Origin of the sequence: Pseudomonas sp. SWRI22 (genome assembly GCF_014268395.2) — a bacterium.
GTDB lineage: Bacteria > Pseudomonadota > Gammaproteobacteria > Pseudomonadales > Pseudomonadaceae > Aquipseudomonas > Aquipseudomonas paracarnis.
The window spans coordinates 631,034-652,045 of the sequence record NZ_JABWQK020000002.1 but is presented as its reverse complement, the minus strand read 5'-3'; the positions used below and the strand labels follow the sequence as shown (position 1 = coordinate 652,045).

General features: G+C 60.8%; 18 protein-coding genes and 1 pseudogene. 8 read left to right on the top strand and 11 right to left on the bottom strand.

Going from position 1 to position 21,012, the window contains the following annotated elements; genetic code table 11:
- Positions 1-5 precede the first annotated feature (5 nt).
- The 3 genes from hda to HU730_RS20330 form a co-directional block, all read right to left on the bottom strand.
- Positions 6-710 (bottom strand): DnaA regulatory inactivator Hda, encoded by a 705-nt coding sequence (gene hda, locus HU730_RS20340; protein ID WP_014719395.1) that lies wholly within the window; start codon positions 708-710, stop codon positions 6-8.
- Positions 711-915: 205 nt separating this feature from the next.
- Complete coding sequence (locus tag HU730_RS20335; protein ID WP_014719396.1) at positions 916-1,989, bottom strand: AI-2E family transporter; 1,074 nt, start codon at positions 1,987-1,989, stop codon at positions 916-918.
- 55 nt (positions 1,990-2,044) lie between these two features.
- Complete coding sequence (locus HU730_RS20330) at positions 2,045-3,085, bottom strand: DUF2066 domain-containing protein (RefSeq protein WP_070415432.1); 1,041 nt, start codon at positions 3,083-3,085, stop codon at positions 2,045-2,047.
- A gap of 341 nt (positions 3,086-3,426) precedes the next feature.
- Between HU730_RS20330 and purM the strand changes: the two genes are divergently transcribed.
- From purM to HU730_RS20295, 7 genes are all read left to right on the top strand, one after another.
- Positions 3,427-4,485: a phosphoribosylformylglycinamidine cyclo-ligase gene (gene purM / locus HU730_RS20325; RefSeq protein ID WP_186527784.1), complete on the top strand. Its 1,059-nt coding sequence runs from the start codon at positions 3,427-3,429 to the stop codon at positions 4,483-4,485.
- Entirely contained in the window at positions 4,485-5,135 is a 651-nt protein-coding gene (purN, locus tag HU730_RS20320) for a phosphoribosylglycinamide formyltransferase (RefSeq protein ID WP_057976913.1), read from the top strand. The genes purM and purN overlap by 1 nt, the downstream gene beginning before the upstream one ends.
- Positions 5,136-5,143: 8 nt before the next feature.
- The gene (locus HU730_RS20315) at positions 5,144-5,857 is read left to right on the top strand and encodes a DUF3108 domain-containing protein (protein ID WP_014719399.1); all 714 of its coding nucleotides are present in this window, start codon (positions 5,144-5,146) and stop codon (positions 5,855-5,857) included.
- Positions 5,858-6,221: 364 nt separating this feature from the next.
- Positions 6,222-6,410: a hypothetical protein gene (locus tag HU730_RS20310; RefSeq protein ID WP_034128323.1), complete on the top strand. Its 189-nt coding sequence runs from the start codon at positions 6,222-6,224 to the stop codon at positions 6,408-6,410.
- A gap of 230 nt (positions 6,411-6,640) precedes the next feature.
- Complete coding sequence (locus tag HU730_RS20305) at positions 6,641-8,566, top strand: IucA/IucC family protein (RefSeq protein ID WP_186526522.1); 1,926 nt, start codon at positions 6,641-6,643, stop codon at positions 8,564-8,566.
- The gene (locus HU730_RS20300) at positions 8,556-9,776 is read left to right on the top strand and encodes an MFS transporter (RefSeq protein ID WP_054920202.1); all 1,221 of its coding nucleotides are present in this window, start codon (positions 8,556-8,558) and stop codon (positions 9,774-9,776) included. Before HU730_RS20305 ends, HU730_RS20300 begins: the two co-directional genes overlap by 11 nt.
- 2 nt (positions 9,777-9,778) lie before the next feature.
- Positions 9,779-11,899: a TonB-dependent receptor gene (locus HU730_RS20295; protein WP_060767395.1), complete on the top strand. Its 2,121-nt coding sequence runs from the start codon at positions 9,779-9,781 to the stop codon at positions 11,897-11,899.
- A gap of 66 nt (positions 11,900-11,965) precedes the next feature.
- Here the strand turns inward: HU730_RS20295 and HU730_RS20290 are convergent, their stop codons facing one another.
- The 8 genes and pseudogenes from HU730_RS20290 to HU730_RS26815 all read right to left on the bottom strand — a co-directional run.
- Positions 11,966-12,511, bottom strand: a complete 546-nt coding sequence (locus HU730_RS20290) for a DUF2058 domain-containing protein (RefSeq protein ID WP_014719402.1) — start codon at positions 12,509-12,511, stop codon at positions 11,966-11,968.
- A gap of 25 nt (positions 12,512-12,536) precedes the next feature.
- The gene (gene mazG, locus HU730_RS20285) at positions 12,537-13,370 is read right to left on the bottom strand and encodes a nucleoside triphosphate pyrophosphohydrolase (RefSeq protein ID WP_034128320.1); all 834 of its coding nucleotides are present in this window, start codon (positions 13,368-13,370) and stop codon (positions 12,537-12,539) included.
- Positions 13,371-13,523: 153 nt separating this feature from the next.
- A complete protein-coding gene (gene relA, locus HU730_RS20280; protein ID WP_005790193.1) occupies positions 13,524-15,767 on the bottom strand; it encodes a GTP diphosphokinase in 2,244 nt (747 codons plus the stop codon).
- 121 nt (positions 15,768-15,888) lie between these two features.
- Positions 15,889-17,241, bottom strand: a complete 1,353-nt coding sequence (rlmD, locus tag HU730_RS20275) for a 23S rRNA (uracil(1939)-C(5))-methyltransferase RlmD (RefSeq protein ID WP_034128319.1) — start codon at positions 17,239-17,241, stop codon at positions 15,889-15,891.
- The gene (gene cysM, locus HU730_RS20270) at positions 17,241-18,143 is read right to left on the bottom strand and encodes a cysteine synthase CysM (protein ID WP_034128318.1); all 903 of its coding nucleotides are present in this window, start codon (positions 18,141-18,143) and stop codon (positions 17,241-17,243) included. Before cysM ends, rlmD begins: the two co-directional genes overlap by 1 nt.
- A gap of 105 nt (positions 18,144-18,248) precedes the next feature.
- Positions 18,249-18,848, bottom strand: a complete 600-nt coding sequence (locus tag HU730_RS20265; protein WP_034128317.1) for a DTW domain-containing protein — start codon at positions 18,846-18,848, stop codon at positions 18,249-18,251.
- Between the two features lie 7 nt (positions 18,849-18,855).
- Positions 18,856-19,749 (bottom strand): LysR family transcriptional regulator, encoded by an 894-nt coding sequence (locus tag HU730_RS20260; RefSeq protein WP_034128316.1) that lies wholly within the window; start codon positions 19,747-19,749, stop codon positions 18,856-18,858.
- Positions 19,750-19,817: 68 nt separating this feature from the next.
- Positions 19,818-19,928: pseudogene (locus HU730_RS26815) on the bottom strand (outer membrane lipoprotein carrier protein LolA); the annotation flags it as partial.
- A 124-nt stretch (positions 19,929-20,052) separates the two neighbouring features.
- Here HU730_RS26815 and speB point away from each other — a divergent pair.
- The gene (gene speB, locus HU730_RS20255) at positions 20,053-21,003 is read left to right on the top strand and encodes an agmatinase (RefSeq protein WP_089041936.1); all 951 of its coding nucleotides are present in this window, start codon (positions 20,053-20,055) and stop codon (positions 21,001-21,003) included.
- Positions 21,004-21,012: the final 9 nt, after the last annotated feature.

Below are 21,012 nucleotides of genomic sequence, written 5' to 3'. Positions count from 1 at the left end.
AGACCTTACCAGCCCAAGGTTTCTTTCAGGAAAGGGATCGTCAATTTTCTTTGTGCCTGCAGGGAAGCCTGGTCGAGTTGCTCAAGCAAATCGAACAGCGCGCTCATGCTGCGGGTGCCACGGGTGAGGATAAAGTGCCCGACTTCGTCGGTCAGGTGCAGGCCACGACGGGAAGCGCGCAGTTGCAGCGCACGCAGCTTGTCCTCATCGGATAACGGACGCATCTGGAAGATCAACGCCAGGGTCAGGCGCGACTTGAGGTCAGCCAGCTTCACCGGCAGTTCACGCGGCGAGGTGGACGCGGCGATCAGCAAGCGCCGGCCGCTGTCGCGGAGGCGGTTGAACAGATGAAACAGCGCCTCTTCCCACTCCGGCTTGCCGGCCACTGCCTGCAGGTCGTCGAGACACACCAGTTCATATTGCTCAAGGTTATCGAAGATGCCGATCCCGCGGTCCATCAACTCGGCCAAGGGCAGGTAGACCGCCGGCTCGCCCGTCTGCTCGAAACGCAGGCACGCGGCCTGCAGCAGGTGGGTACGCCCCACGCCATGCTTGCCCCACAGATAGATCAGGCTTTCAGTCCACCCGGCGTCGGCTTCGCAAAGCCGCTCCACATAGCCGAGTGCAGCGGCATTGGCGCCTGGGTAGTAGTTGATAAAGGTAGCGTCATCACGCAGACGCACACCTAGGGGCAGCTGAATCGGTTTCATGCTGACTGAACGGCTCCCATCGAACCGTTAGTGGCCTCTATGTAAAGTTTGCAAAGTTTATACCCGTGACGCCGGGCGCACAATGCAGCAGACCACAAGCAAAATCAAAGGTTTGCGTTAACCCGGAGGTTTTACGCAGTTTGTTTGACGCACGCCGGGGCCAGAAACAACAAACCCGGCCAGGGCCGGGTTTGTGACACCGCGATTACAACTCGGGCTCATCCACCCCGGTATACACGTCCGAATCCTTGTACAGGTCGTGCACATGGCGCACCAGCACCATGATCACCGCCGCCACCGGCAGCGCCAACAGGATGCCGGTGAAGCCGAACAGCTCGCCACCCGCCAAAATCGCAAAGATCACTGCCACAGGGTGCAGGCCGATCCGATCGCCCACCAGCAGTGGCGTCAGCACCATGCCTTCCAAGGCCTGGCCCACCATGAACACTGCGACAATCCCCAGCATCGGGTACAGGTCGCCGCCGAACTGGAACAGCCCGGCCACCAGCGCCGCGCCGATGCCGATCACAAAGCCCATGTAGGGCACGATGGCCGCCAGGCCCGCGATCAAGCCGATCAACAGCCCCAGCTCCAAGCCGATCGCCATCAGGCCGGCAGCGTAAATCACCCCCAGGGCCAGCATCACCAGCAACTGGCCACGCACGAACGCACCCAATACCTCATGACACTCCGCTGCCAGGGAAACAACACGCTCTTCCCGGTCGCGGGGGAGCAGGCTGCGGATCTTGGCCATCATGATGTCCCAGTCTCGCAGCAGGTAGAACGCCACCACCGGGATCAGCACCAGGTTGGTCAACCAGCCGATCAGCGCCAGGCTCGACGCAGTCGCCTGGCTGAGCACCACCGTGACGATATCGGTGGTCTTGTCCATGTGCTCGCTGATGGCAGCCTTGACCTTGTCGAACTTCCAGAAGCCATCCGCCAGCCCGAACTTGGACTGGGCCCACGGCATCGCCGTGTGCTGCAACCAGTCGAGCATCTGCGGCGCCAGCTCATAGAGGCGGAACAGCTGCTTGGCCAACATCGGCACCAATATCAACACCAGCGCGGTGATGATCAACGTGAACAGCGCAAACACCGTGATCACGCCCCAGGTGCGCGACATGCCGACTTTTTCCAGGCGATCCACCACGGGATCGAACAGATAGGCGAGCAGTAGCGCCACCAGGAACGGCGTCAGGATCGAATGCAGCAAGAACACAAAACCGCACAGCAGGACAATCCCGCCAAGCCACACCCAACGACGCGTATCCGCCATAAACCACTCCATCTGTTTTTTACGCCCTTCTTCTATATAGAAGGAGGACCACTAGTTACCAACGAAAACGCAGTTGCGCCTGGGGCTCAGGTGCAACAGCCGGTTGCGTGCCATCGATCACGGCTGGCTGGGCCGGGGCTTCGCCAGCAGGAATTTCCTGCAGCTTGGCCAGGCTCAATTGGGTGCGCAATTGTTCGGCGCTGCCATTGACGCGATACACAATCCGGTTGCCATCCACCCACTGCGGCTGGCCGCCAAAGGGCTCCAGCAAACGACCCAGGGCGGCGTAGCGCTCAAGGTTCATGCCTTGTACTTCAAGCAGTTGCTCAGTGCTCACGCCCGGCTTGACCGCAAAGCGTGGCGCCAGCTTTTGGCTGACCGCCAGCAATACCGCATCGGCGAGCGCGGCAGTGTCAGCGCCTTGGGCGGTGCCCTCCTCAGCCTTGTCGCCCAGCCACAGGCGCCATTTGGCCTGCCATTGACTGCCTTCCTGGCGCGCATGCACCGCCAGCAAAGCATCGGCACCGTAACGCTCGGAGGCTGCGCGCAAAGGCGTGGCGTCGGGGCTTTCAAGATTCGGCGCGGTGGCGACTACCTGTTCATCCAGGTCTCCCAACGGCAAGCGCAGCGGCAGCCCCCTGTGTTGCGCGGCTCGGCGCAGGGCCTGGGCAACGGCCTGGCCATCGCCGACCAGGCTGCTGCCTTCAGTTGAATCGTTCAGCCACCAACCCAGGATCGACGGCCGGTTGCTGCCCCAGATCGACAGGCCGGCATCACGCAATGCGCGGTCGGTGCTGACCGGGTCGAAGTCTACTTGCAGGCTTTCCGGCGGGCCGGCGTCGTAGCCGTACTGGCTGATGATTTGTTGCGGGTCTTTGCGGATCGCTGCCAGGCCCGGGCCATCGGCGGCCTTGGCGTCGCCGGTCAGGCGGATCACCAGGGTCTGCACGGCACGCTGGGTGGCCTGGTCGCGCTCTTGGGGCGACTGGCTGCTGACCGGTTCAAGTACTTGATAGAGGCCATTGAGGGTTTCGGCATGACTCGCCAGGCTGACCAACGACAAACAGCCCACAAAGAAGAATTTACACAGACGCATGGAAGATTCCCGAACGACAAATTTAGCGGTTGGAACAGACCGCGTGATCTCGGTTTGGCAAGGCTGTGACAAAGCGACCGGTAAAACATTCACAGGGTCACGGTAAGTTTTCATACTGTCATAACGCTAGCGAGCTCAAGGCTATACCTTAATACGCACGATTACCGGCCCGATTTGCATTTTTTTGAGCTCATATGCCCTGCCCGTCGGCCCGAGGATGGCCGCTGCCCCTCAAGCCTGATAAAATCGCGCGCCTTCGCAGACCGTCAACGGCAGGGCCCTTTCCAAAAGCCCCCGCCCGCCCGGTCGTTACCCAGAAATCCCCCCTAAAGGCCTGGATCATGAGCAAGCAACCCTCCCTGAGCTACAAGGACGCCGGTGTAGACATCGACGCCGGTGAAGCATTGGTCGAACGCATCAAGAGCGTCGCCAAGCGCACTGCGCGCCCTGAAGTCATGGGTGGCCTGGGCGGTTTTGGCGCCCTCTGCGAAATCCCGGCCGGCTACAAGCAGCCTGTACTGGTGTCCGGCACCGACGGCGTAGGCACCAAGCTGCGCCTGGCCCTGAACCTGAACAAGCACGACAGCATTGGCATCGACCTGGTCGCCATGTGCGTCAACGACCTGGTGGTGTGCGGCGCCGAGCCGCTGTTCTTCCTCGACTACTACGCCACCGGCAAGCTCAATGTCGAGACCGCGACCCAGGTCGTGACCGGCATCGGCGCCGGCTGCGAACTGTCGGGTTGCTCCCTGGTCGGCGGTGAAACCGCTGAAATGCCAGGCATGTACGAAGGCGAAGACTACGACCTGGCCGGCTTCTGTGTCGGTGTGGTGGAAAAAGCCGAGATCATCGACGGCTCCAAAGTAGCTGCTGGTGACGCCCTGCTCGCCCTGCCATCGTCCGGCCCGCACTCCAACGGCTACTCGCTGATCCGCAAGATCATCGAAGTGTCCGGCGCCGACATCGAGAACATCCAGCTCGACGGCAAGCCACTGACCGACCTGTTGATGGCGCCCACCCGCATCTACGTCAAGCCACTGCTCAAGCTGATCAAAGACACCGGCGCTGTCAAGGCCATGGCCCACATCACCGGTGGCGGCCTGCTGGACAACATCCCGCGCGTCCTGCCAAAAGGCGCCCAGGCGATCGTCGACGTGGCCAGCTGGCAGCGCCCGGCAGTCTTCGATTGGTTGCAGGAAAAAGGCAACGTCAACGAAACCGAAATGCACCGCGTGCTGAACTGCGGCGTAGGCATGGTGATCTGCGTTGCGCAGAAACACGTTGAAACCGCACTGAACGTGCTGCGTGAAGCCGGCGAGCAACCTTGGGTCATTGGCCAGATCGCCACTGCTGCCGAAGGCGCAGCCCAGGTTGAACTGAAGAACCTCAAGGCTCACTGATGCCCCAGACCTGTGATGTCGTGGTGCTGCTTTCCGGCACCGGCAGTAACTTGCAGGCCCTGATCGACAGCACGCGCACCGGCGACAGCCCGGTGCGCATCGCTGCGGTGATTTCCAACCGCAGCGACGCCTACGGTCTGCAACGCGCCCGAGACGCGGGTATCGACACCCGCGCCCTGGATCACAAGGCGTTCGAAGGTCGCGAGGCCTTCGACAGCGCCTTGATCGAACTGATCGACGCCTTCAACCCCAAACTTGTTGTCCTTGCCGGTTTCATGCGCATCCTCAGCGCAGATTTCGTCCGGCACTACGAAGGGCGCCTGCTCAATATCCACCCCTCCCTGCTGCCCAAGTACAAAGGCATGCACACCCACCAGCGCGCTCTCGACGCCGGCGACCGTGAACATGGCTGCAGCGTGCACTTTGTGACCGAGGAACTCGATGGCGGGCCTCTGGTCGTACAGGCAGTGGTTCCGGTAGAGTCAGGCGACTCGGCGCAGACGCTTGCGCAACGGGTTCATACCCAGGAACACAGGATTTACCCGCTGGCTGTTCGCTGGTTTGCCGAAGGACGGTTGATTCTTGGCGACCAGGGTGCATTATTGGACGGCCAGTTACTCGCGGCCAGCGGCCACTTGATTCGAACCTAGGAGATTTTATGCGTCGCGCCCTGCTTTTCGCTTTTGCGCTGTTCGCTTTGCCTGCCGTACAAGCGGCAGACCTTCACCCCTTCTCCGTCAGCTACACCGCCGACTGGAAACAACTGCCCATGAGCGGTTCGGCTGAACGCAGCCTGAGCAAGAATGGCGACGGTACCTGGACCTTGAATTTCAAGGCCTCGATGATGATTGCCAGCCTGACCGAAACCAGTGTGATCCTGTTCGACAAGGACACCCTGCAACCCAAGAGCTACAGCTTCGAACGCGGCGGCCTGGGCAAGGCGAAGAAGATCAATCTGGACTTCGACCAGAGCGCCAAGAAAGTCACCGGCTTTGAAAACAAAGACCCGGTCAATGTCACGCTCGAAAGCGGCATGCTCGACAAGTCCACCTACCAACTTGCTCTGCAACGCGATGTTGCCGCGGGCAAGAAGAGCATGAGCTACCGCGTGGTTGAGGGTACTGATACCGATACCTACGACTTCCGCGTGATCGGCTCGGAAAAGGTCCAGACCAAGGTCGGTTCGATCGACGCGATCAAGGTCGAGCGCGTGCGCGACCCGTCGCAGAGCAAGCGCATCACACAGATGTGGTTTGCCAAGGACCAGGGCGGCATTCTGGTTGCCCTGCGTCAGGTTGAGACTGACGGCAAGGAGTACAACATCATGCTGCAAGATGGCACTGTTGACGGTAAGGCCGTCAAAGGCAGCTGATTGCTGATGCACCGGAAAAGAGCCTCGCTGAATGCGGGGCTTTTTTTTGCCTGGGATTTTTAGGGGACGCTACTCCCGCTATCGCAGGCAAGCCAGCTCCCACCTTGGAGTGCATTCCAAGGTGGGAGCTGGCTTGCCTGCGATAGCGGTGCCGAGGTCAACCTAGCCGACCTGAACATGAAACTTTTGTCATAAAGCCGCTGCGATGGCGACGCAATGCCTTGGTTTACGCGGCCTGCAGCATTGTTGCGTTCCCCGCAATAAATTATTGCGCGCAAAATCGGTTTACTTAGCAAGCTAACAAATCATATAACAGAACCCTGCGACGACTTGCCGCAGATCAACCAGAGATTGGAGCAAGCAGATGACTGTAAAAGTAACTGAACGCGACGATGAACATATGTCTCATGAGGCAGTAGGCCACGGGATTCACATCTGGGATGTCCATCAGCAAGACGTATTGGTCGGCATGTTTCACAACGAGAGCGACGCCAACAATTATAAAAACGAGCTCGAAACTCTCGAACTGCAACGCCAGGCAAAAAGCTCCTGAAGCTCTGAAATCATGTTGACGCCCGGCCCACGCAGCCGGGCCGTCTACAAGAAACCGCGCCTTTGGAGCGCGGTTTTTTTGTTAAGAGACTCCACCTTTACGTTGATTCCGGCCACCCATGCCCGAAGCATCATCGCCGTAAATTAATGTAACAAAAGTACACACAAATAATGATTCTCGATATCATTCGTGCGCCTTTCATTCAGGCTGACGATCAGGGAATCAATTTGATGCACGGAAATAGCAGGAAGCCAGAAAATGCGTTACTGGAACGCTGGAGCGAAGCACTTGCCACTGCGCAATTTCAGACCAGCCACGTCACCCTCGAAGCCCTGATCAATACGCTGGCACCTGCCGCCGAACGTAGCTTCCAACGCCTGATCCAAGCATTGTTTCGTGAAAGCCTGCTGGACCCCAGCACTCTCCTTTATGACGAACATGGGCATTGCTCGCTGACACTGGCTTGCCAGGCCCGATTGCGTTTCGAACATTTGCACCCTGGCCGCATGGCAAGCTGGGACCTGCGTGGCGAAGTCATCCTGTTGCGCGAAGGCCAGCCCGAACAGAAAATCCAGTTCCCATCGCAGTTGTTGACGTTGCTTAACGCCAGCCTCGAGTCGCCTGCCGACCGGGAAGTGCTCAACCGCCTCAACGTAGAGATCGACGACAGCTTCATCAACGACACCTTGTGCCTCGCCTTCCATGAGCAATGGACGCTCAAGCTGCATGCGTCAATGGACCCGGTGCATCAAGACAACCTGCTGAGTCATCTCAAGAACAGCCCGAGCGTTATCAACCCGACTTCCGTGCTTGAACAGTGGGGAACATTGGGTCACCCATGGCACCCCAACTACAAGACCAAGCTGGGCCTGAATACCGCACAAGTCATCGACTATTCGCCGGAGTTCGAAGCACGCTTCCCGGTGCTGCTGTGCGCGCTGCATCGCCAGTTTGCCCATGTCGAAAAGTTGGCCGGTACCGCCGATTACTGGCAGTGGTGGAGCGAGCACTTCCCGCAGTCAGCACAGCAATTGACCGCAGCCCTGCAAGCGCAGGGCCTTCAGGCAGACGATTATCTGCCGTTGCCTGCCCACCCTTGGCAGGCACGCCAGGAGTTGCCTCAACTGTTCGCCAACGAAATCGGCGACAAACTGCTGGTGCTGACCGATATCGTCGCGTTTACTGCCCACCCCACCATGTCATTCAGAACCGTGTTGCCTGAAGGCCGTCGCGATGCACCGATGGTCAAACTGCCCGTGTCACTGCGCCTGACCAGCGTACAGCGCACCGTATCGCCGCGTTCAGCGCGCATGGGCCCACGGATCAGCCATCTGCTGCTGAGCATCCTGGAACGCGAGCCTGCGATTCAAAAATGCCTGAACATCGTTCCCGAGCGGATCGGTGTGCATTTCCAGCCACAACCGGCCAATGACGAGCACTCCCGCCACTTGGCGGTGCTCTATCGCGACAATCCCCAGAGCCAGCTCCAGCCGGACGAAATGGCCGTGCCGGTGGGCAGCCTGTTTGCCATTGATCAACACGGCCAGCCGCTGCTGCGCCAATGGGTGCGCCTGAGCCAAGGCAAGGATGACGCGGCGGCCATGCTCGCCTTCTTCCATGATTACGCGGCGATCAGTGTGCCGGCGCTGCTGGGCATGTATTTGCGCTACGGCATCGCTTTTGAGGCCCATCAACAGAACTCCTTCATGGTGATGGCCGCAGACGGACAATTGAGCCGTCTTCTGTTGCGCGACTTCGGCGATATCCGAATCGATCGCAAAACTTTGCACGCCCACGGCCTGGACATTGAACTGCACGACCCGAAGATGACGCTGTACGACGACGCAGGTTTCGTACGGGACAAGCTGCTGCACACCGTATTCATGTGCCATCTTGGCGAGCTCATCCTGCTTGCCGCGCGCCACTTCGACATCCCCCAGGCGCTGCTCTGGAATGAACTGTCGGCTCAGGTCAGCCAGTGTTTTGACGACCTGCGCTCGCAGGTTGATCCGCAGCGCTGGGCCACCGAGCGCGAAGCACTGCTGGAGCAAGCATGGCCGGCCAAGTCGTTCATGCGCATGCGCCTGCTGGAGAGTCATGCCGATATCGTCGGGCGGTTGCCTAACCCGTTGAGCGCGGCCGCCAATGCCGACTAACAACACAGCGCTGCGGCTGCTGGTGGTGATTCAGTTGGTGTCGATGGGGGCGATGGAAATGAGCGGCCCGTTCTGGCCGCTGCAAATCCAGAAGTTGCTGGGCACTGCAAATGCCCAGTACACCGGCCTGCTGTCTTCGCTGGTGTATGCCGGGCCGATGATGGCAGCGATGATTCTCACACCCATGTGGGGGAAGCTGGGCGACCGTACCGGCCATAAGCCCATGATCATCCGCGCATTGCTGGCACTGGCGGTGTGCCAGGCGCTGGCTGCGATAACGCCTGATCCGTGGTGGCTGGTGGTCATCCGCGTGGTGCAAGGTGCGTTGGCCGGCTTCATTGCAGCGGCCCAAGCCTACGCACTGGCCTGCTGCGGCGAGGGTGGGCGCGGGCACATTCTTGCACGACTGCAATCAGCCACCGCTGTAGGCTCCCTGGCCGGACCGGTATTGGGCGGCTGGCTCATGGACATATCCGGTTTCGCATTGCTGTGCTACAGCGCCACCGTCGTCTGCCTGCTGTGCGCGATAATCAGCGCGTTTTTACCCAGCGACTCACCACGATCGAGACCTGCCCGCACGTCCAAGCCTGCCGCACTCCCCAGAGGCTGGATTGGCGCGATGCTGGGGATCATCGTATTGATCCAGGCAGCCAGGATGATGCCGCAACCGTTTTACGCCTTATATGTCGCCCAGGTTTTGCACGCGCCCGCGTGGCTGATCGGCGCCAGCTATGGCGCCAGTGCCTTGACCCTGGCACTGTCCGCGCCGTTGTGGGGCCGCCTGTTCGATCGACATCAGCCAGCCCATACGCTGCGCATCATCGAGTGGGTCACCTGGGCCTGCGCGCTCACGCTGGCCTGCACGGCGCTGGCCAGTGAGTGGTTGGGGTTCATCGCCAGCAGGCTGCTGTGGGGCGTGTGGCAGGGGGCTTTGTTGCCCGTGGCCTACACACTGATCGCTACTACCGTAGCGCACAGCCAGCAGGGTTTTGCCCTGGGCATGGGCAACAGCGCCGCGAAAGCTGGTGCGCTGTGCGGCGCATTGTTGGGCGGTATCGGCATGGGGTGGGTAGGCCTGGCACACAGCTTCTGGCTGGTCGCACTGACCTATGCCTTGGCCGCCGTGAGTATCCGCGCCATCCGTTCGTTTGCGCGAGCGCCTGAGACATCCGATTTTTCTGTCAATACTTCTAATAACTCTGAGACATGATCATGAACACATCGCAATGGGCAGTACTGCTGCCACTTCTTGGGTCAATAAGTGCCCCTGCCTGGGCCGATCAGACAGAGCAGACACAGGCAGCCCCGACCAGTCTGCAACTGCAGGCGACAGTGGTATCGGCCACGCGCAGCGAAACCAGCATTGCGCAGATTCCAGGCTCAGTGCAGGTGATCAATGAAGCGCAAATCCGCCAGCAGACCGGGGCAGGACGTCGGGTTGCAGATATCCTCGGCCAACTGGTGCCTGGCATTGCCCCTTCCAGCGGCGGCATGAGCAACTTCGGCCAGACGCTTCGCGGGCGCAATACCCTGATCCTGATCGACGGGGTTTCGCAAAACGCCACGCGCGACAACTTCCGCCAGCTCAACAGCGTGGCACCGGAAAGCATCGAGCGTATCGAAGTGATCTCCGGCGCCAGCAGCGTCTACGGCGCAGGCGCATCGGGCGGCATCATCAACATCATCACCAAACGCAACCAAGGTGAAGACCTGGCGTTCAGCAGCAAGATCGGCATGACCGCCGGCAACAACCTCAGCCACAAGGGGTTCGCTTACCAGGCGTTCCAAAGCGCCACCGGGCGCAAAGGCCCGGTGGACTGGTACCTCTCGGGCAACACCGTGCAGCGCAACGATCAGTTCGACGGTAATGGCAAGCGCATTCCCCAGGACACGTCCCAGGGCAGCAACATGGACACCGATACCTACGACCTGCAAGGTCGCTTCGGCTATGAGCTTGATGACGACAAGAAGATCAGCCTGTCGCTGCAAGACTACAAGGACGAACAAGACACCCGCTACACCAAGAACCCCCGCATCACCAGCAACGCAGTCGCCGTAAAAGGCCTGGACCTGGGCGACCAACCCTACACCCACAACCAGGCGGTCAACCTCAACTACGCCGACAAGGATTTCTACGGCCAGGGCCTGCAGATCGAAAGCTACTGGCGGCGGGCCGACGCCCTGTTCTTTCCAGACCTGTCCCGAGGCCGGGCAGGCGTGTCAGATAACAACAGCGTGCAGGACGTCTACGGCCTGCGTGCAGCGGTCGATACCCAGATGCCGGACATCGGCCCGGCAACGGGCAACCTGGTATGGGGCGCGGACTACGACCATGAAACCTCACGCCAGCGTGGCGACCAATACCGGGTCAATGGCCTGACCTACACGAAAACCGGTACCACGTTCGAACTGGGTCCAGATATCGAGACCACCACCAAAGCCATCTTTGGCCAGCTCTCCTACGACATCGACAACTGGACCTTGCGCGGTGGCGTACGTCGCGAATGGATTGAAAGCAAGGTCTCCGACAGCATCGCATACGGCGAAATCGTCCAGACCGGCAACCGCGCGACACTGCCCGGCGGCACGCTCAAATACGATGACACGCTGTATAACCTCGGTGCGGTGTACCACCTGACCGATAACCAGGATGTGTTCGTCAACTTCAGCCAGGGCTTTTCCCTGCCGGATATCCAGCGCTTCCTGCGTGACGTGAACAGCAAATACGATATCCAGGATCTCAATGCCCAGGCCTTGAAAGTCGATAGCTACGAGCTGGGCTGGCGTGGCGACTGGGACAAGTGGCAGGCCAGTGTCACCGCGTACGAAAACACCTCGGATGTCACGCAGTTCTATGATGCCAATGATCGTGTGCTGCGCCTGATCAATCAGAAAGAACGCGTGCGTGGCGTCGAAACCGGCCTGACCTATAACATCAGCGACCAATGGTCCGTCGGCGGTACTTACGCTTACGCCAAAGGCGAGACCCAGCAGAACGGCAAGTGGATCGACCTGCCTGCCACCCGCATCTCCCCCGCCAAGACCACAGCCTTTGTCGGCTATGAGCGTGACGACTACAGCCTGCGCTTGCAGGGTATGCGCCTGGCCAATTATGACGCGGCGGCCAAAGACAACAACGGCCGCGATATCCAGGGCTACACCCTGGTCGACCTGCTGGGCTCGGTAAGGCTACCGGTAGGCCGCCTCGAAGGTGCGGTGTACAACCTCACCAACCGCAACTACCAAAACATGTTCGCCCAGGCCAACGCCCGCGCACCGTACCCGAATGCCGAGGGTCGTACCTTCAGCCTGAGTTACGCAGTGGATTGGTAACCGGCTGGTGCTGCACGCTTAAAACACAAACCCCGCCTTTTGGCGGGGTTTGTCATTTCCAGCGGCTTACCACATCAGATCATCAGGGATCTGGTAAGCGGCGTATGGATCGTCTTCATCCGGCACCTGGCTTTCGGTGAGGATGTTGAGCTGCACGATACGCTCCGGAGCACGCTCCTGGATTTTGAGCGCCGCTTCGCGCGGGATCACCTCGTAGCCGCCACCGTGGTGCACGATGGCCAGGGAGCCGTTGCTCAGCTTGTTGCGCATCAGCGTGTTGACCGACAGGCGCTTGACCTTCTTGTCATCCACGAAGTTGTAGTAGTCCTCGGTGGTCAGCTTGGGCAGGCGCGAGGTCTCGATCAGTTGCTTGACCTGGGCGGTACGCGCCTTGGCCTCGGCTTTTTCCTGCTGCTGACGGTTCAGCTCCTGGTCACGCTTGACCTTCTCGGCGTGTGCCTCAGCAGCCAGGCGCGCCTGGGTGTCATCGACTTCGGCCTGGCCTTTGTGGACCAGGCGCTGCTGTTTCTGTTTCTCTTTGCCGACCTGCTTGGCCTGCTTTTGGTTGACCAGACCTGCTTTGAGCAACTGGTCGCGAAGGGAAAGGCTCATGGTGCTTACTCACTTAGGCAACTGCTCAACCGCAGCTGGACACATTCTTTTCCTGACGTTTGGCTTCACCCCAGAGGGCGTCCAACTCTTCGAGGGTGCAATCTTCTATGGGTTGGTGTGTATCGCGCAATGCCTGTTCGATAAATCGGAAACGTCGTTCGAACTTGGCATTGGCACCGCGCAAGGCGGTTTCCGGGTCGACCTTGAGGTGACGGGCCAGGTTGACCGCGGCAAACAGCAGGTCGCCGACTTCATCGGCGATGGCGGCCGCATCGTTATCGGCCATGGCTTCGAGCACTTCGTCCAACTCTTCGCGCACGTTGTCCACCACCGGCAACGCGGAAGGCCAGTCGAAACCAACCTGGCTGGCGCGCTTTTGCAATTTGGCCGCACGGGACAACGAGGGTAAGGCGGTGGGCACATCATCGAGTAGGGAGAGTTGCTCGGGAACGTCGGACTTTTCTGCGCGCTCCTCAGCTTTGATCTGCTCCCAGCGCTCCTTGACCTGTTCTTCGCTCAACTGCGGGATATCCAGCGGTGCGTACAGGTCGCCGGTTGGGAACACGTGAGGATGCCGGCGAATCAACTTACGAGTGATGCTGTCGATCACGCCGGCAAATTCGAAGCGCCCTTCTTCCCGGGCCAGTTGGCTGTAATACACCACCTGGAACAGCAGGTCGCCCAGCTCGCCTTGCAGATGGTCAAAGTCGCCGCGCTCGATGGCGTCGGCCACTTCATAGGCTTCTTCCAGCGTGTGCGGGACGATGGTGGCGTAGGTTTGCTTGATGTCCCACGGGCAGCCGTACTGCGGGTCGCGCAGGCGGCTCATCAGGTGCAGCAGGTCTTCGAGTGAATACATCGTATCTCTTTCCGCTGAAAATCCAATGTGGGAGCTGGCTTGCCTGCGATGCTTGCGACTCGGTGCTTCAGTTAAACCGAGGTGATGCTATCGCAGGCAAGCCAGTTCGCACAGAAAACAACTCCACATGTCAGTCGGCTGTCATCCTGCTAATCATGGGGTGCGGTTGCGCCGGGTTTCGATGATGTTCGGCAACTGGGAAATCCGCCCCAGCAACCGTCCCAGTGCGTCCAGCCCCGGAATCTCGATGGTCAGGGACATCAATGCAGTGTTGTCTTCCTTGTTCGAACGGGTGTTGACCGCCAGCACGTTGATCCGCTCGTTGAGCAGCACTTGCGAGACGTCACGCAGCAAGCCGGAACGGTCGTAGGCACGGATGATGATGTCCACCGGGTAAGTGAGCACCGGCACCGGGCCCCAGCTGACCTGGATGATCCGCTCCGGTTCGCGCCCGCCCAGTTGCAGCACCGAGGCGCAATCCTGGCGGTGAATGCTCACACCACGGCCCTGGGTGATGTAGCCGACAATGGCGTCGCCCGGCAACGGCTGGCAGCAGCCGGCCATTTGCGTCATCAGGTTGCCCACGCCCTGGATCTGGATATCGCCACGCTTGCCCGGCTTGTAGCCAGTGGCTTTGCGCGGGATCAGCTCCAGCTGTTCGTTGCCGCGCTCCGGCTCGACCAGTTGCTGGGCCAGGTTGACCAGTTGCGCCAGGCGCAGGTCGCCCGCGCCGAGGGCGGCGAACATGTCTTCGGCGATCTTCATGTTGGCCTTTTCGGCCAGCTTGTCGAAGTCCACCTGAGGCAGGCCCAGGCGCGCCAGTTCGCGTTCAAGCAAGGTCTTGCCAGCGGCGACGTTCTGGTCGCGCGCCTGCAGTTTGAACCAGTGGACGATCTTCGCCCGCGCCCGCGAGGTGGTGATGTAGCCCAGGTTCGGGTTCAGCCAGTCGCGGCTCGGCGTGCCGTGCTTGCTGGTGATGATCTCGACCTGTTCACCGGTTTGCAGGCTGTAGTTGAGCGGCACGATGCGCCCGTTGATCTTGGCGCCGCGGCAGTTATGCCCGATTTCGGTGTGCACGCGGTAGGCGAAGTCCAGCGGCGTGGCGCCCTTGGGCAAGTCGATGGCGTGGCCGTCAGGCGTGAAGATATAGACCCGGTCCGGCTCGATATCCACCCGCAGTTGTTCGGCCAGGCCGCCGATGTCGCCGAGCTCCTCGTGCCATTCCAGCACTTGGCGCAGCCAGGAAATTTTCTCTTCGTACTGGTTGGACCCGGCCTTGACGTCGGTGCCCTTGTAGCGCCAGTGCGCACACACCCCCAGCTCGGCTTCTTCGTGCATGGCGTGGGTGCGGATCTGCACTTCCAGCACCTTGCCTTCAGGGCCGATTACCGCCGTGTGCAGCGAGCGATAGCCGTTTTCCTTGGGGTTGGCGATGTAGTCGTCGAATTCCTTGGGAATGTGCCGCCACAGCGTGTGGACGATACCCAGCGCGGTGTAGCAGTCGCGCATTTCCGGCACCAGCACGCGCACCGCACGCACGTCGTAGATCTGGCTGAAGGCCAGGCCCTTGCGCTGCATTTTGCGCCAGATGGAATAGATGTGCTTGGCGCGGCCGCTGATATCGGCGTCCACGCCGGTAGCCTGCAACTCCGAACGCAACTGGCCCATCACGTCGCTGATAAAGCGCTCGCGATCCAGGCGCCGCTCGTGCAGCAACGTGGCGATCTGTTTGTATTGGTCGGGCTCAAGGTAGCGAAAGGACAAATCCTCCAGCTCCCACTTGATGTGGCCGATGCCCAGGCGATGGGCCAGCGGCGCGTAGATGTCGAAGACTTCGCGGGCCACACGGTTGCGCTTTTCATCATCGGCGGTCTTCACCGCACGGATCGCGCAGGTACGCTCGGCCAGCTTGATCAGGGCGACGCGCACATCGTCGACCATCGCTACCAGCATTTTGCGCAGGTTTTCTACCTGGCCCTGGGTGCCCAGCACCATGGACTGACGCGGGCTGAGGCTGGCACTGATGGCGGCCATGCGCAGCACGCCGTCGATCAGCTTGGCCACCACCGAACCGAAACGCTGGCCAACGGTGGCCAACGGAATATGCCCTTCGCGTACGCCGCGATAGAGCACGGCGGCGATCAGCGAATCCTGGTCCAGCTTGAGATCGGCCAGGATCTCGGCGATTTCCAGGCCAGTGCGAAAACTTGAAGTGCCTTCGGCCCACAGGTTCTTGGCCGCATTGTCTTGCTGTTCAGACTCACGAGCGAACTCGCAGGCTGCTTTCAAGGCTTCACGGTCCAGTGCCGGGTCGACACTGACGGCATGATCCAGCCATGCCTCGAGATTGATACTGCCGTCGGTGTTGATCGGCTGGTGTGCTCTCACCTGTACCATCTTGCTTACCTTCCCTACGACGCACCTTCGATGCGCCAAAATCATCGCCGACTTTTACTGCGAGCTCCGTGGCAGTGTTCAGGCCCTGGAGAACGCAGGCCAGTCGGATTAAACGGGCATCCTAGCCCGCTTCAAATAACGCCATGGCCTCGACATGCGCGGTCTGCGGAAACATGTCGAGGATCCCGGCACGCTTTAGCCGGTAGCCTTGCTTGACCAACTCAACCGTGTCCCGCGCCAGCGTGGCTGGGTTGCAGGACACATACACCAGGCGCTTGGCCCCCAAGGCTGCAAGTTTGCGCACAACCTCCAGGGCACCATCGCGGGGTGGGTCCAAGAGTACCGCAGAAAAGCCCTGTTTGGCCCATTCTGCGTCGGTCAAAGGCTGGGACAAATCGGCCTGAAAAAACTGTGCGTTATGCAAATGGTTGCTGACGGCATTGAGGGCCGCACGGTCCACCATGGCCTGTACGCCCTCCACCGCCACCACTTCGCGTACGTGGCGAGCCAGTGGCAGGGCGAAGTTGCCCAGGCCGCAAAACAGGTCCAGTACCCGTTCGTCGGCTTGTGGCGCCAGCCATTGCAGCGCTTGGGCGACCATCGCCTGGTTGACCCCGGCGTTGACCTGCACAAAGTCGCCCGGCCGGTACGCCAGCTCCAGATCCCACGCCTCCAAACGGAAGCCCAATGCCTGACCCGGCTCGACGGGCTCCGGCTGCCCTTCCCCGTGCAGCCACAATTGGGCGTCATGGAAGGTGCAGAATTCCTTGAGGATCTGCAGGTCAGCCTCGGACAACGGCGCCATATGCCGCAGCAACACGGCGATGGACGAACCGCTGAACAACTCGACATGCCCCAACGCCTGCGGTTTGCTCAAGCGACGCAGCATCGTTGGCAAACGCTGCATGATCGGTTGCAAGGCCTGTACCAGCACCGGGCAATCATCGATAGCGACGATGTCCTGGCTGGCCACGGCGCGAAAACCCACTTCGAGCTTCTTTGCCTTGGCGTCCCAACGTACGGCCACACGGGCGCGGCGCCGATAACCGAACTCCGGCCCGCTCAACGGCGCTGCCCACTCCTGTGGCTCGACACCGGCCACCCGGGACAATTGCTCGGCAAGCATGCGCTGTTTCAGGGCAAGTTGTTCTTCATGGGGCAGGTGCTGCACGCTGCAACCGCCGCAGCGGCCAACATGGGCGCAGGGTGCCGGGCGACGCAACTCGCTGGCCTGGAAGACCCGCTCGGTGCGCGCCTCGACCACTTTGCCATGGGCGCCCAACACCCGTGCCTCCACCTCTTCGCCGGCCAACGCACCGTTCACAAACCAGGTGCGGCCTTCAAAGAACACGATGCCCCGGCCATCATTGGCCAGGCGCTCGATGGTCAGGCGCTGTTTCTTGCCCACAGGTATCTGTGGGGCCCGGCTGCCGCCCGTCGGTTGGAAGCGCAGGCCTCTCTCGTGCTTGGCCATCAGTTGGGTTCGTCGAAAATGCCGGTCGACAGGTAACGGTCGCCTCGGTCACAGATGATCGCGACGATCACCGCGTTTTCCACTTCTTTGGACAAGCGCAACATACCGGCCACGGCGCCGCCGGAGGACACGCCGCAGAAGATGCCTTCTTCACGGGCCAGGCGGCGCGTGGTGTCTTCGGCTTCGCGCTGGGCCATGTCGATGATGCGGTCTACCCGCGTCGCGTTGTAGATCTTCGGCAAATACTCTTCGGGCCAGCGGCGAATACCCGGGATGGCCGCGCCTTCCATCGGTTGCAGGCCGACAATCTGGATCGCCGGGTTCTGCTCCTTGAGGTAGCGCGAGTTGCCCATGATGGTACCGGTGGTGCCCATGGAGCTGACGAAGTGAGTGATGGTGCCCTGGGTCTGGCGCCAGATCTCCGGGCCGGTGCTGGTGTAGTGCGCCTCGGGGTTGTCGCCGTTGGCGAACTGATCGAGCACCACGCCACGGCCTTCGGCGGCCATGCGCTCGGCAAGATCGCGGGCGCCTTCCATGCCTTCTTCCTGGGTCACCAGGATCAGCTGGGCGCCATAGGCGGTCATCGCCGCCTTGCGCTCGGCACTGCCGTTGTCGGGCATGATCAGCACCATCTTGTAACCCTTGATCGCTGCGGCCATGGCCAGGGCGATCCCGGTGTTACCCGAGGTGGCTTCGATCAGGGTATCACCGGGTTGGATCTGCCCACGCAACTCGGCGCGGGCGATCATCGACAGCGCCGGGCGGTCTTTGACCGAGCCGGCCGGGTTGTTGCCCTCGAGTTTGAGCAACAGGGTATTGCTGGTTTCACCCGCCATGCGTTGCAAGCGGACCAGGGGCGTGTTGCCGACGCAATCGGCGATTGTTGGGTACTGCAAGGTCATGGCGTATTCGCAATCCAGACTGCGGGGCGCACATCATACCGGGAAAGGCCGGCGGGCCATATCACGCAAAGTGTGGTGCTTATGGCTTAAAGGCATAAGCCGGGTTTATGACGGGTCACCATGGTTGCGCTGGAATACTTCATCGCCCATCGCAGCAATCTGCCCTTCGATCAGCGCTTCAAAGGGTTTGAGCAGTGGCTCGAACGACGTCGGCGCTTCCAATACCTGCAACGCTTGCGTGATCGCTTCGACCGTCGACAAGGCGCCAGGCCCCGGCGCCTTGCGCAAGCGATAGCGGGAAACGCTGCCTTCAGCCAACGTCACCCGGGGCAATGCCGCCAGCAAAGGGTTGAGGTGCAGCAGTTTGCGCGCCTTGCGCCAGGTGCCATCGGGAACCACCAACAGCAGTGGCTGATCGTCAGGTGCGTAGGCGTGCAGCGGCTCGGCATCATCCGCCGGAAACAACAGGCGTGCCCGATAGCCAGGCGGGTTCAATAGCGTCGCAAGGTCATCAAACACCTCCCCCACCACCAACTGCGCGTTGTTCAGGCCCAACGCCGCCAACCGTGCAGTATTGAGCGCATGGCCGACCTCGCTCGGGTGCTGCAACACCAACACACGAGTGCGGCTGTCAAGGTGGGGGATCAGCGCACAAAGGCAGTGCGTGGTCGGGCGCAGGCAGCGCGGGCAATGGGGTCGGGACATGGTGTTTTCAGGCCTGGTTGAGCTGGGTCTTGAGCAAATCGCGGAAGGTCTGGATCAGTGGCTCGCGGCTGCGGCCACGGCGCATGATCAGCGAAAACGGCGCCTGGTAGCCGAAGGTCGCCGGCAGCAAAACGCGCAGATCGCCCTTGTCAGCCCAGGCCTGGGCGTAGTGTTCGGGCAGGTAGCCAATATAAGCGCCCGACAGCACCAGAATCAGTTGCGCCTCCATACTTTCCACCGTGGCAGCGCTGTGCTTGAAGCCGTGGCGCGCCAACTCGGCCTGGCTCCAGTAACCCCGCCCGACCATGCGTTGCTGGGTGATCACTTGTTCCGGGATGCGCCGCTCGTTGAACAATGGGTGCCGGGTGCTGCAATACAACCAGTGCTGTTCGCGGTACAGCGGCATGTAGACCAGCCCGCTCATGCGGTTGGAAAACGCACCGATGGCCAGGTCCAGGCGGTTGTCCTGCACCCCCAGTTGCAATTCGTAGGGGCTCATCACCGACAGGTGCAAATGCACTGCCGGGTGCTCCAGGCTGTAGGCGCCAATCACTTCGGCGAACGGCAAGGCCTTGTCGCTGACGGTGGAGTCGAGAACTCCGAGCTTGAGGGTGCCGCGCAATTCGCCTTTCAACGCGGCGGCGTACTGCTCGAAACCTTCGAGTTCGCCCAACAGGCGCAGGGTTTCCTGATGAAACAGCTCGCCCTTGCTGGTCAGGCTGAAGCCGCCACGGCCACGATGGCACAGCACCAGGCCCAAGGCTGACTCGAGTTGGCTCATGTAGGTGCTGATGGCCGACGTCGACAGGTTGAGCTCATGCTGGGCGTTGGCAAACCCTTGGTGGCGCACGACGCTGACGAAGATGCGCAGGAGTTTCAGGTCGGGCAAGGCGTTGGCCATGGGGGCTCCAATGAAGCGTGACGCAGAGCATCACAGGATGCATCCCCACGCAGAGCGTGGGAACGATCAACTGTAGGAGCGAGCTTGCTCGCGAAAAACCTGAGGACGCCGCGTACATTCTGGGCGTGCGCATCGTCGTTAACGTTTTTCGCGAGCAAGCTCGCTCCTACAGAGATCAGGGAGTTTAACGCAGGCTTTAGTTTAGAAAAATCTGAACTAAGTATTTGCCTCTGCCGATTCTTCATACGCCAGGCTTTTCGCAGAATCGGCCATCAATAAACAAAACAACGATGAGGCAATCCCGTGGACAAGATTTTCCACCAACCACTGGGCGGCAACGAAATGCCGCGCTTCGCCGGCATCGCCACCATGATGCGTCTTCCCCACCTGCAAACCGCCGAGGGCCTGGATGCCGCCTTCGTCGGCGTGCCCCTGGATATCGGCACCTCGCTGCGCGCCGGTACACGCTTTGGCCCTAGGGAAATCCGCGCCGAGTCGGTGATGATCCGTCCATACAACATGGCCACCGGCGCCGCACCCTTCGACTCACTGTCGGTGGCCGATATCGGCGACGTGGCGATCAATACCTTTAACCTGCTCGACGCGGTGCGGATCATCGAAGAGGCCTACGACGAGATCCTCGAGCACGACGCCATCCCCCTGACCCTGGGTGGCGACCACACCATCACCCTGCCGATCCTGCGGGCGATCCACAAAAAACATGGCAAGGTCGGGCTGGTGCACATCGATGCCCACGCCGACGTCAACGACCATATGTTCGGCGAGAAAATTGCCCACGGCACCACCTTCCGCCGCGCCGTGGAAGAAGGCTTGCTCGATTGCGACCGCGTGGTGCAGATCGGCCTGCGCGCCCAGGGGTACACCGCCGAAGACTTCAACTGGAGCCGCAAGCAAGGCTTCCGCGTGGTCCAGGCCGAAGAATGCTGGCATCACTCCCTCGCGCCGCTGATGGCCGAAGTGCGAGAAAAAGTCGGCGGCGGCCCGGTTTACCTGAGCTTCGACATCGACGGCATCGACCCCGCCTGGGCACCCGGCACCGGCACCCCGGAAATCGGCGGGCTGACCACCATCCAGGCCATCGAAATCATCCGTGGCTGCCAGGGCCTCGATCTGATTGGTTGCGACCTGGTAGAAGTTTCGCCGCCTTACGACACCACCGGCAATACCTCGTTGCTGGGCGCCAACTTGCTGTACGAGATGCTCTGCGTACTGCCTGGCGTCGCGCATCGCTGATAAGGCGAA

Coding starts and splice junctions, on each gene's coding strand:
- rlmD (WP_034128319.1), bottom strand. CDS start 17,241: ATGGCCAAGCACGAGAGAGGCCTGCGCTTCCAACCGACGGGCGGCAGC.
- HU730_RS20330 (WP_070415432.1), bottom strand. CDS start 3,085: ATGCGTCTGTGTAAATTCTTCTTTGTGGGCTGTTTGTCGTTGGTCAGC.
- HU730_RS20305 (WP_186526522.1), top strand. CDS start 6,641: ATGCACGGAAATAGCAGGAAGCCAGAAAATGCGTTACTGGAACGCTGG.
- HU730_RS20310 (WP_034128323.1), top strand. CDS start 6,222: ATGACTGTAAAAGTAACTGAACGCGACGATGAACATATGTCTCATGAG.
- HU730_RS20315 (WP_014719399.1), top strand. CDS start 5,144: ATGCGTCGCGCCCTGCTTTTCGCTTTTGCGCTGTTCGCTTTGCCTGCC.
- hda (WP_014719395.1), bottom strand. CDS start 710: ATGAAACCGATTCAGCTGCCCCTAGGTGTGCGTCTGCGTGATGACGCT.
- HU730_RS20335 (WP_014719396.1), bottom strand. CDS start 1,989: ATGGCGGATACGCGTCGTTGGGTGTGGCTTGGCGGGATTGTCCTGCTG.
- HU730_RS20265 (WP_034128317.1), bottom strand. CDS start 18,848: ATGTCCCGACCCCATTGCCCGCGCTGCCTGCGCCCGACCACGCACTGC.
- purM (WP_186527784.1), top strand. CDS start 3,427: ATGAGCAAGCAACCCTCCCTGAGCTACAAGGACGCCGGTGTAGACATC.
- cysM (WP_034128318.1), bottom strand. CDS start 18,143: ATGACCTTGCAGTACCCAACAATCGCCGATTGCGTCGGCAACACGCCC.
- relA (WP_005790193.1), bottom strand. CDS start 15,767: ATGGTACAGGTGAGAGCACACCAGCCGATCAACACCGACGGCAGTATC.
- HU730_RS20300 (WP_054920202.1), top strand. CDS start 8,556: ATGCCGACTAACAACACAGCGCTGCGGCTGCTGGTGGTGATTCAGTTG.
- purN (WP_057976913.1), top strand. CDS start 4,485: ATGCCCCAGACCTGTGATGTCGTGGTGCTGCTTTCCGGCACCGGCAGT.
- HU730_RS20260 (WP_034128316.1), bottom strand. CDS start 19,749: ATGGCCAACGCCTTGCCCGACCTGAAACTCCTGCGCATCTTCGTCAGC.
- HU730_RS20290 (WP_014719402.1), bottom strand. CDS start 12,511: ATGAGCCTTTCCCTTCGCGACCAGTTGCTCAAAGCAGGTCTGGTCAAC.
- mazG (WP_034128320.1), bottom strand. CDS start 13,370: ATGTATTCACTCGAAGACCTGCTGCACCTGATGAGCCGCCTGCGCGAC.
- HU730_RS20295 (WP_060767395.1), top strand. CDS start 9,779: ATGAACACATCGCAATGGGCAGTACTGCTGCCACTTCTTGGGTCAATA.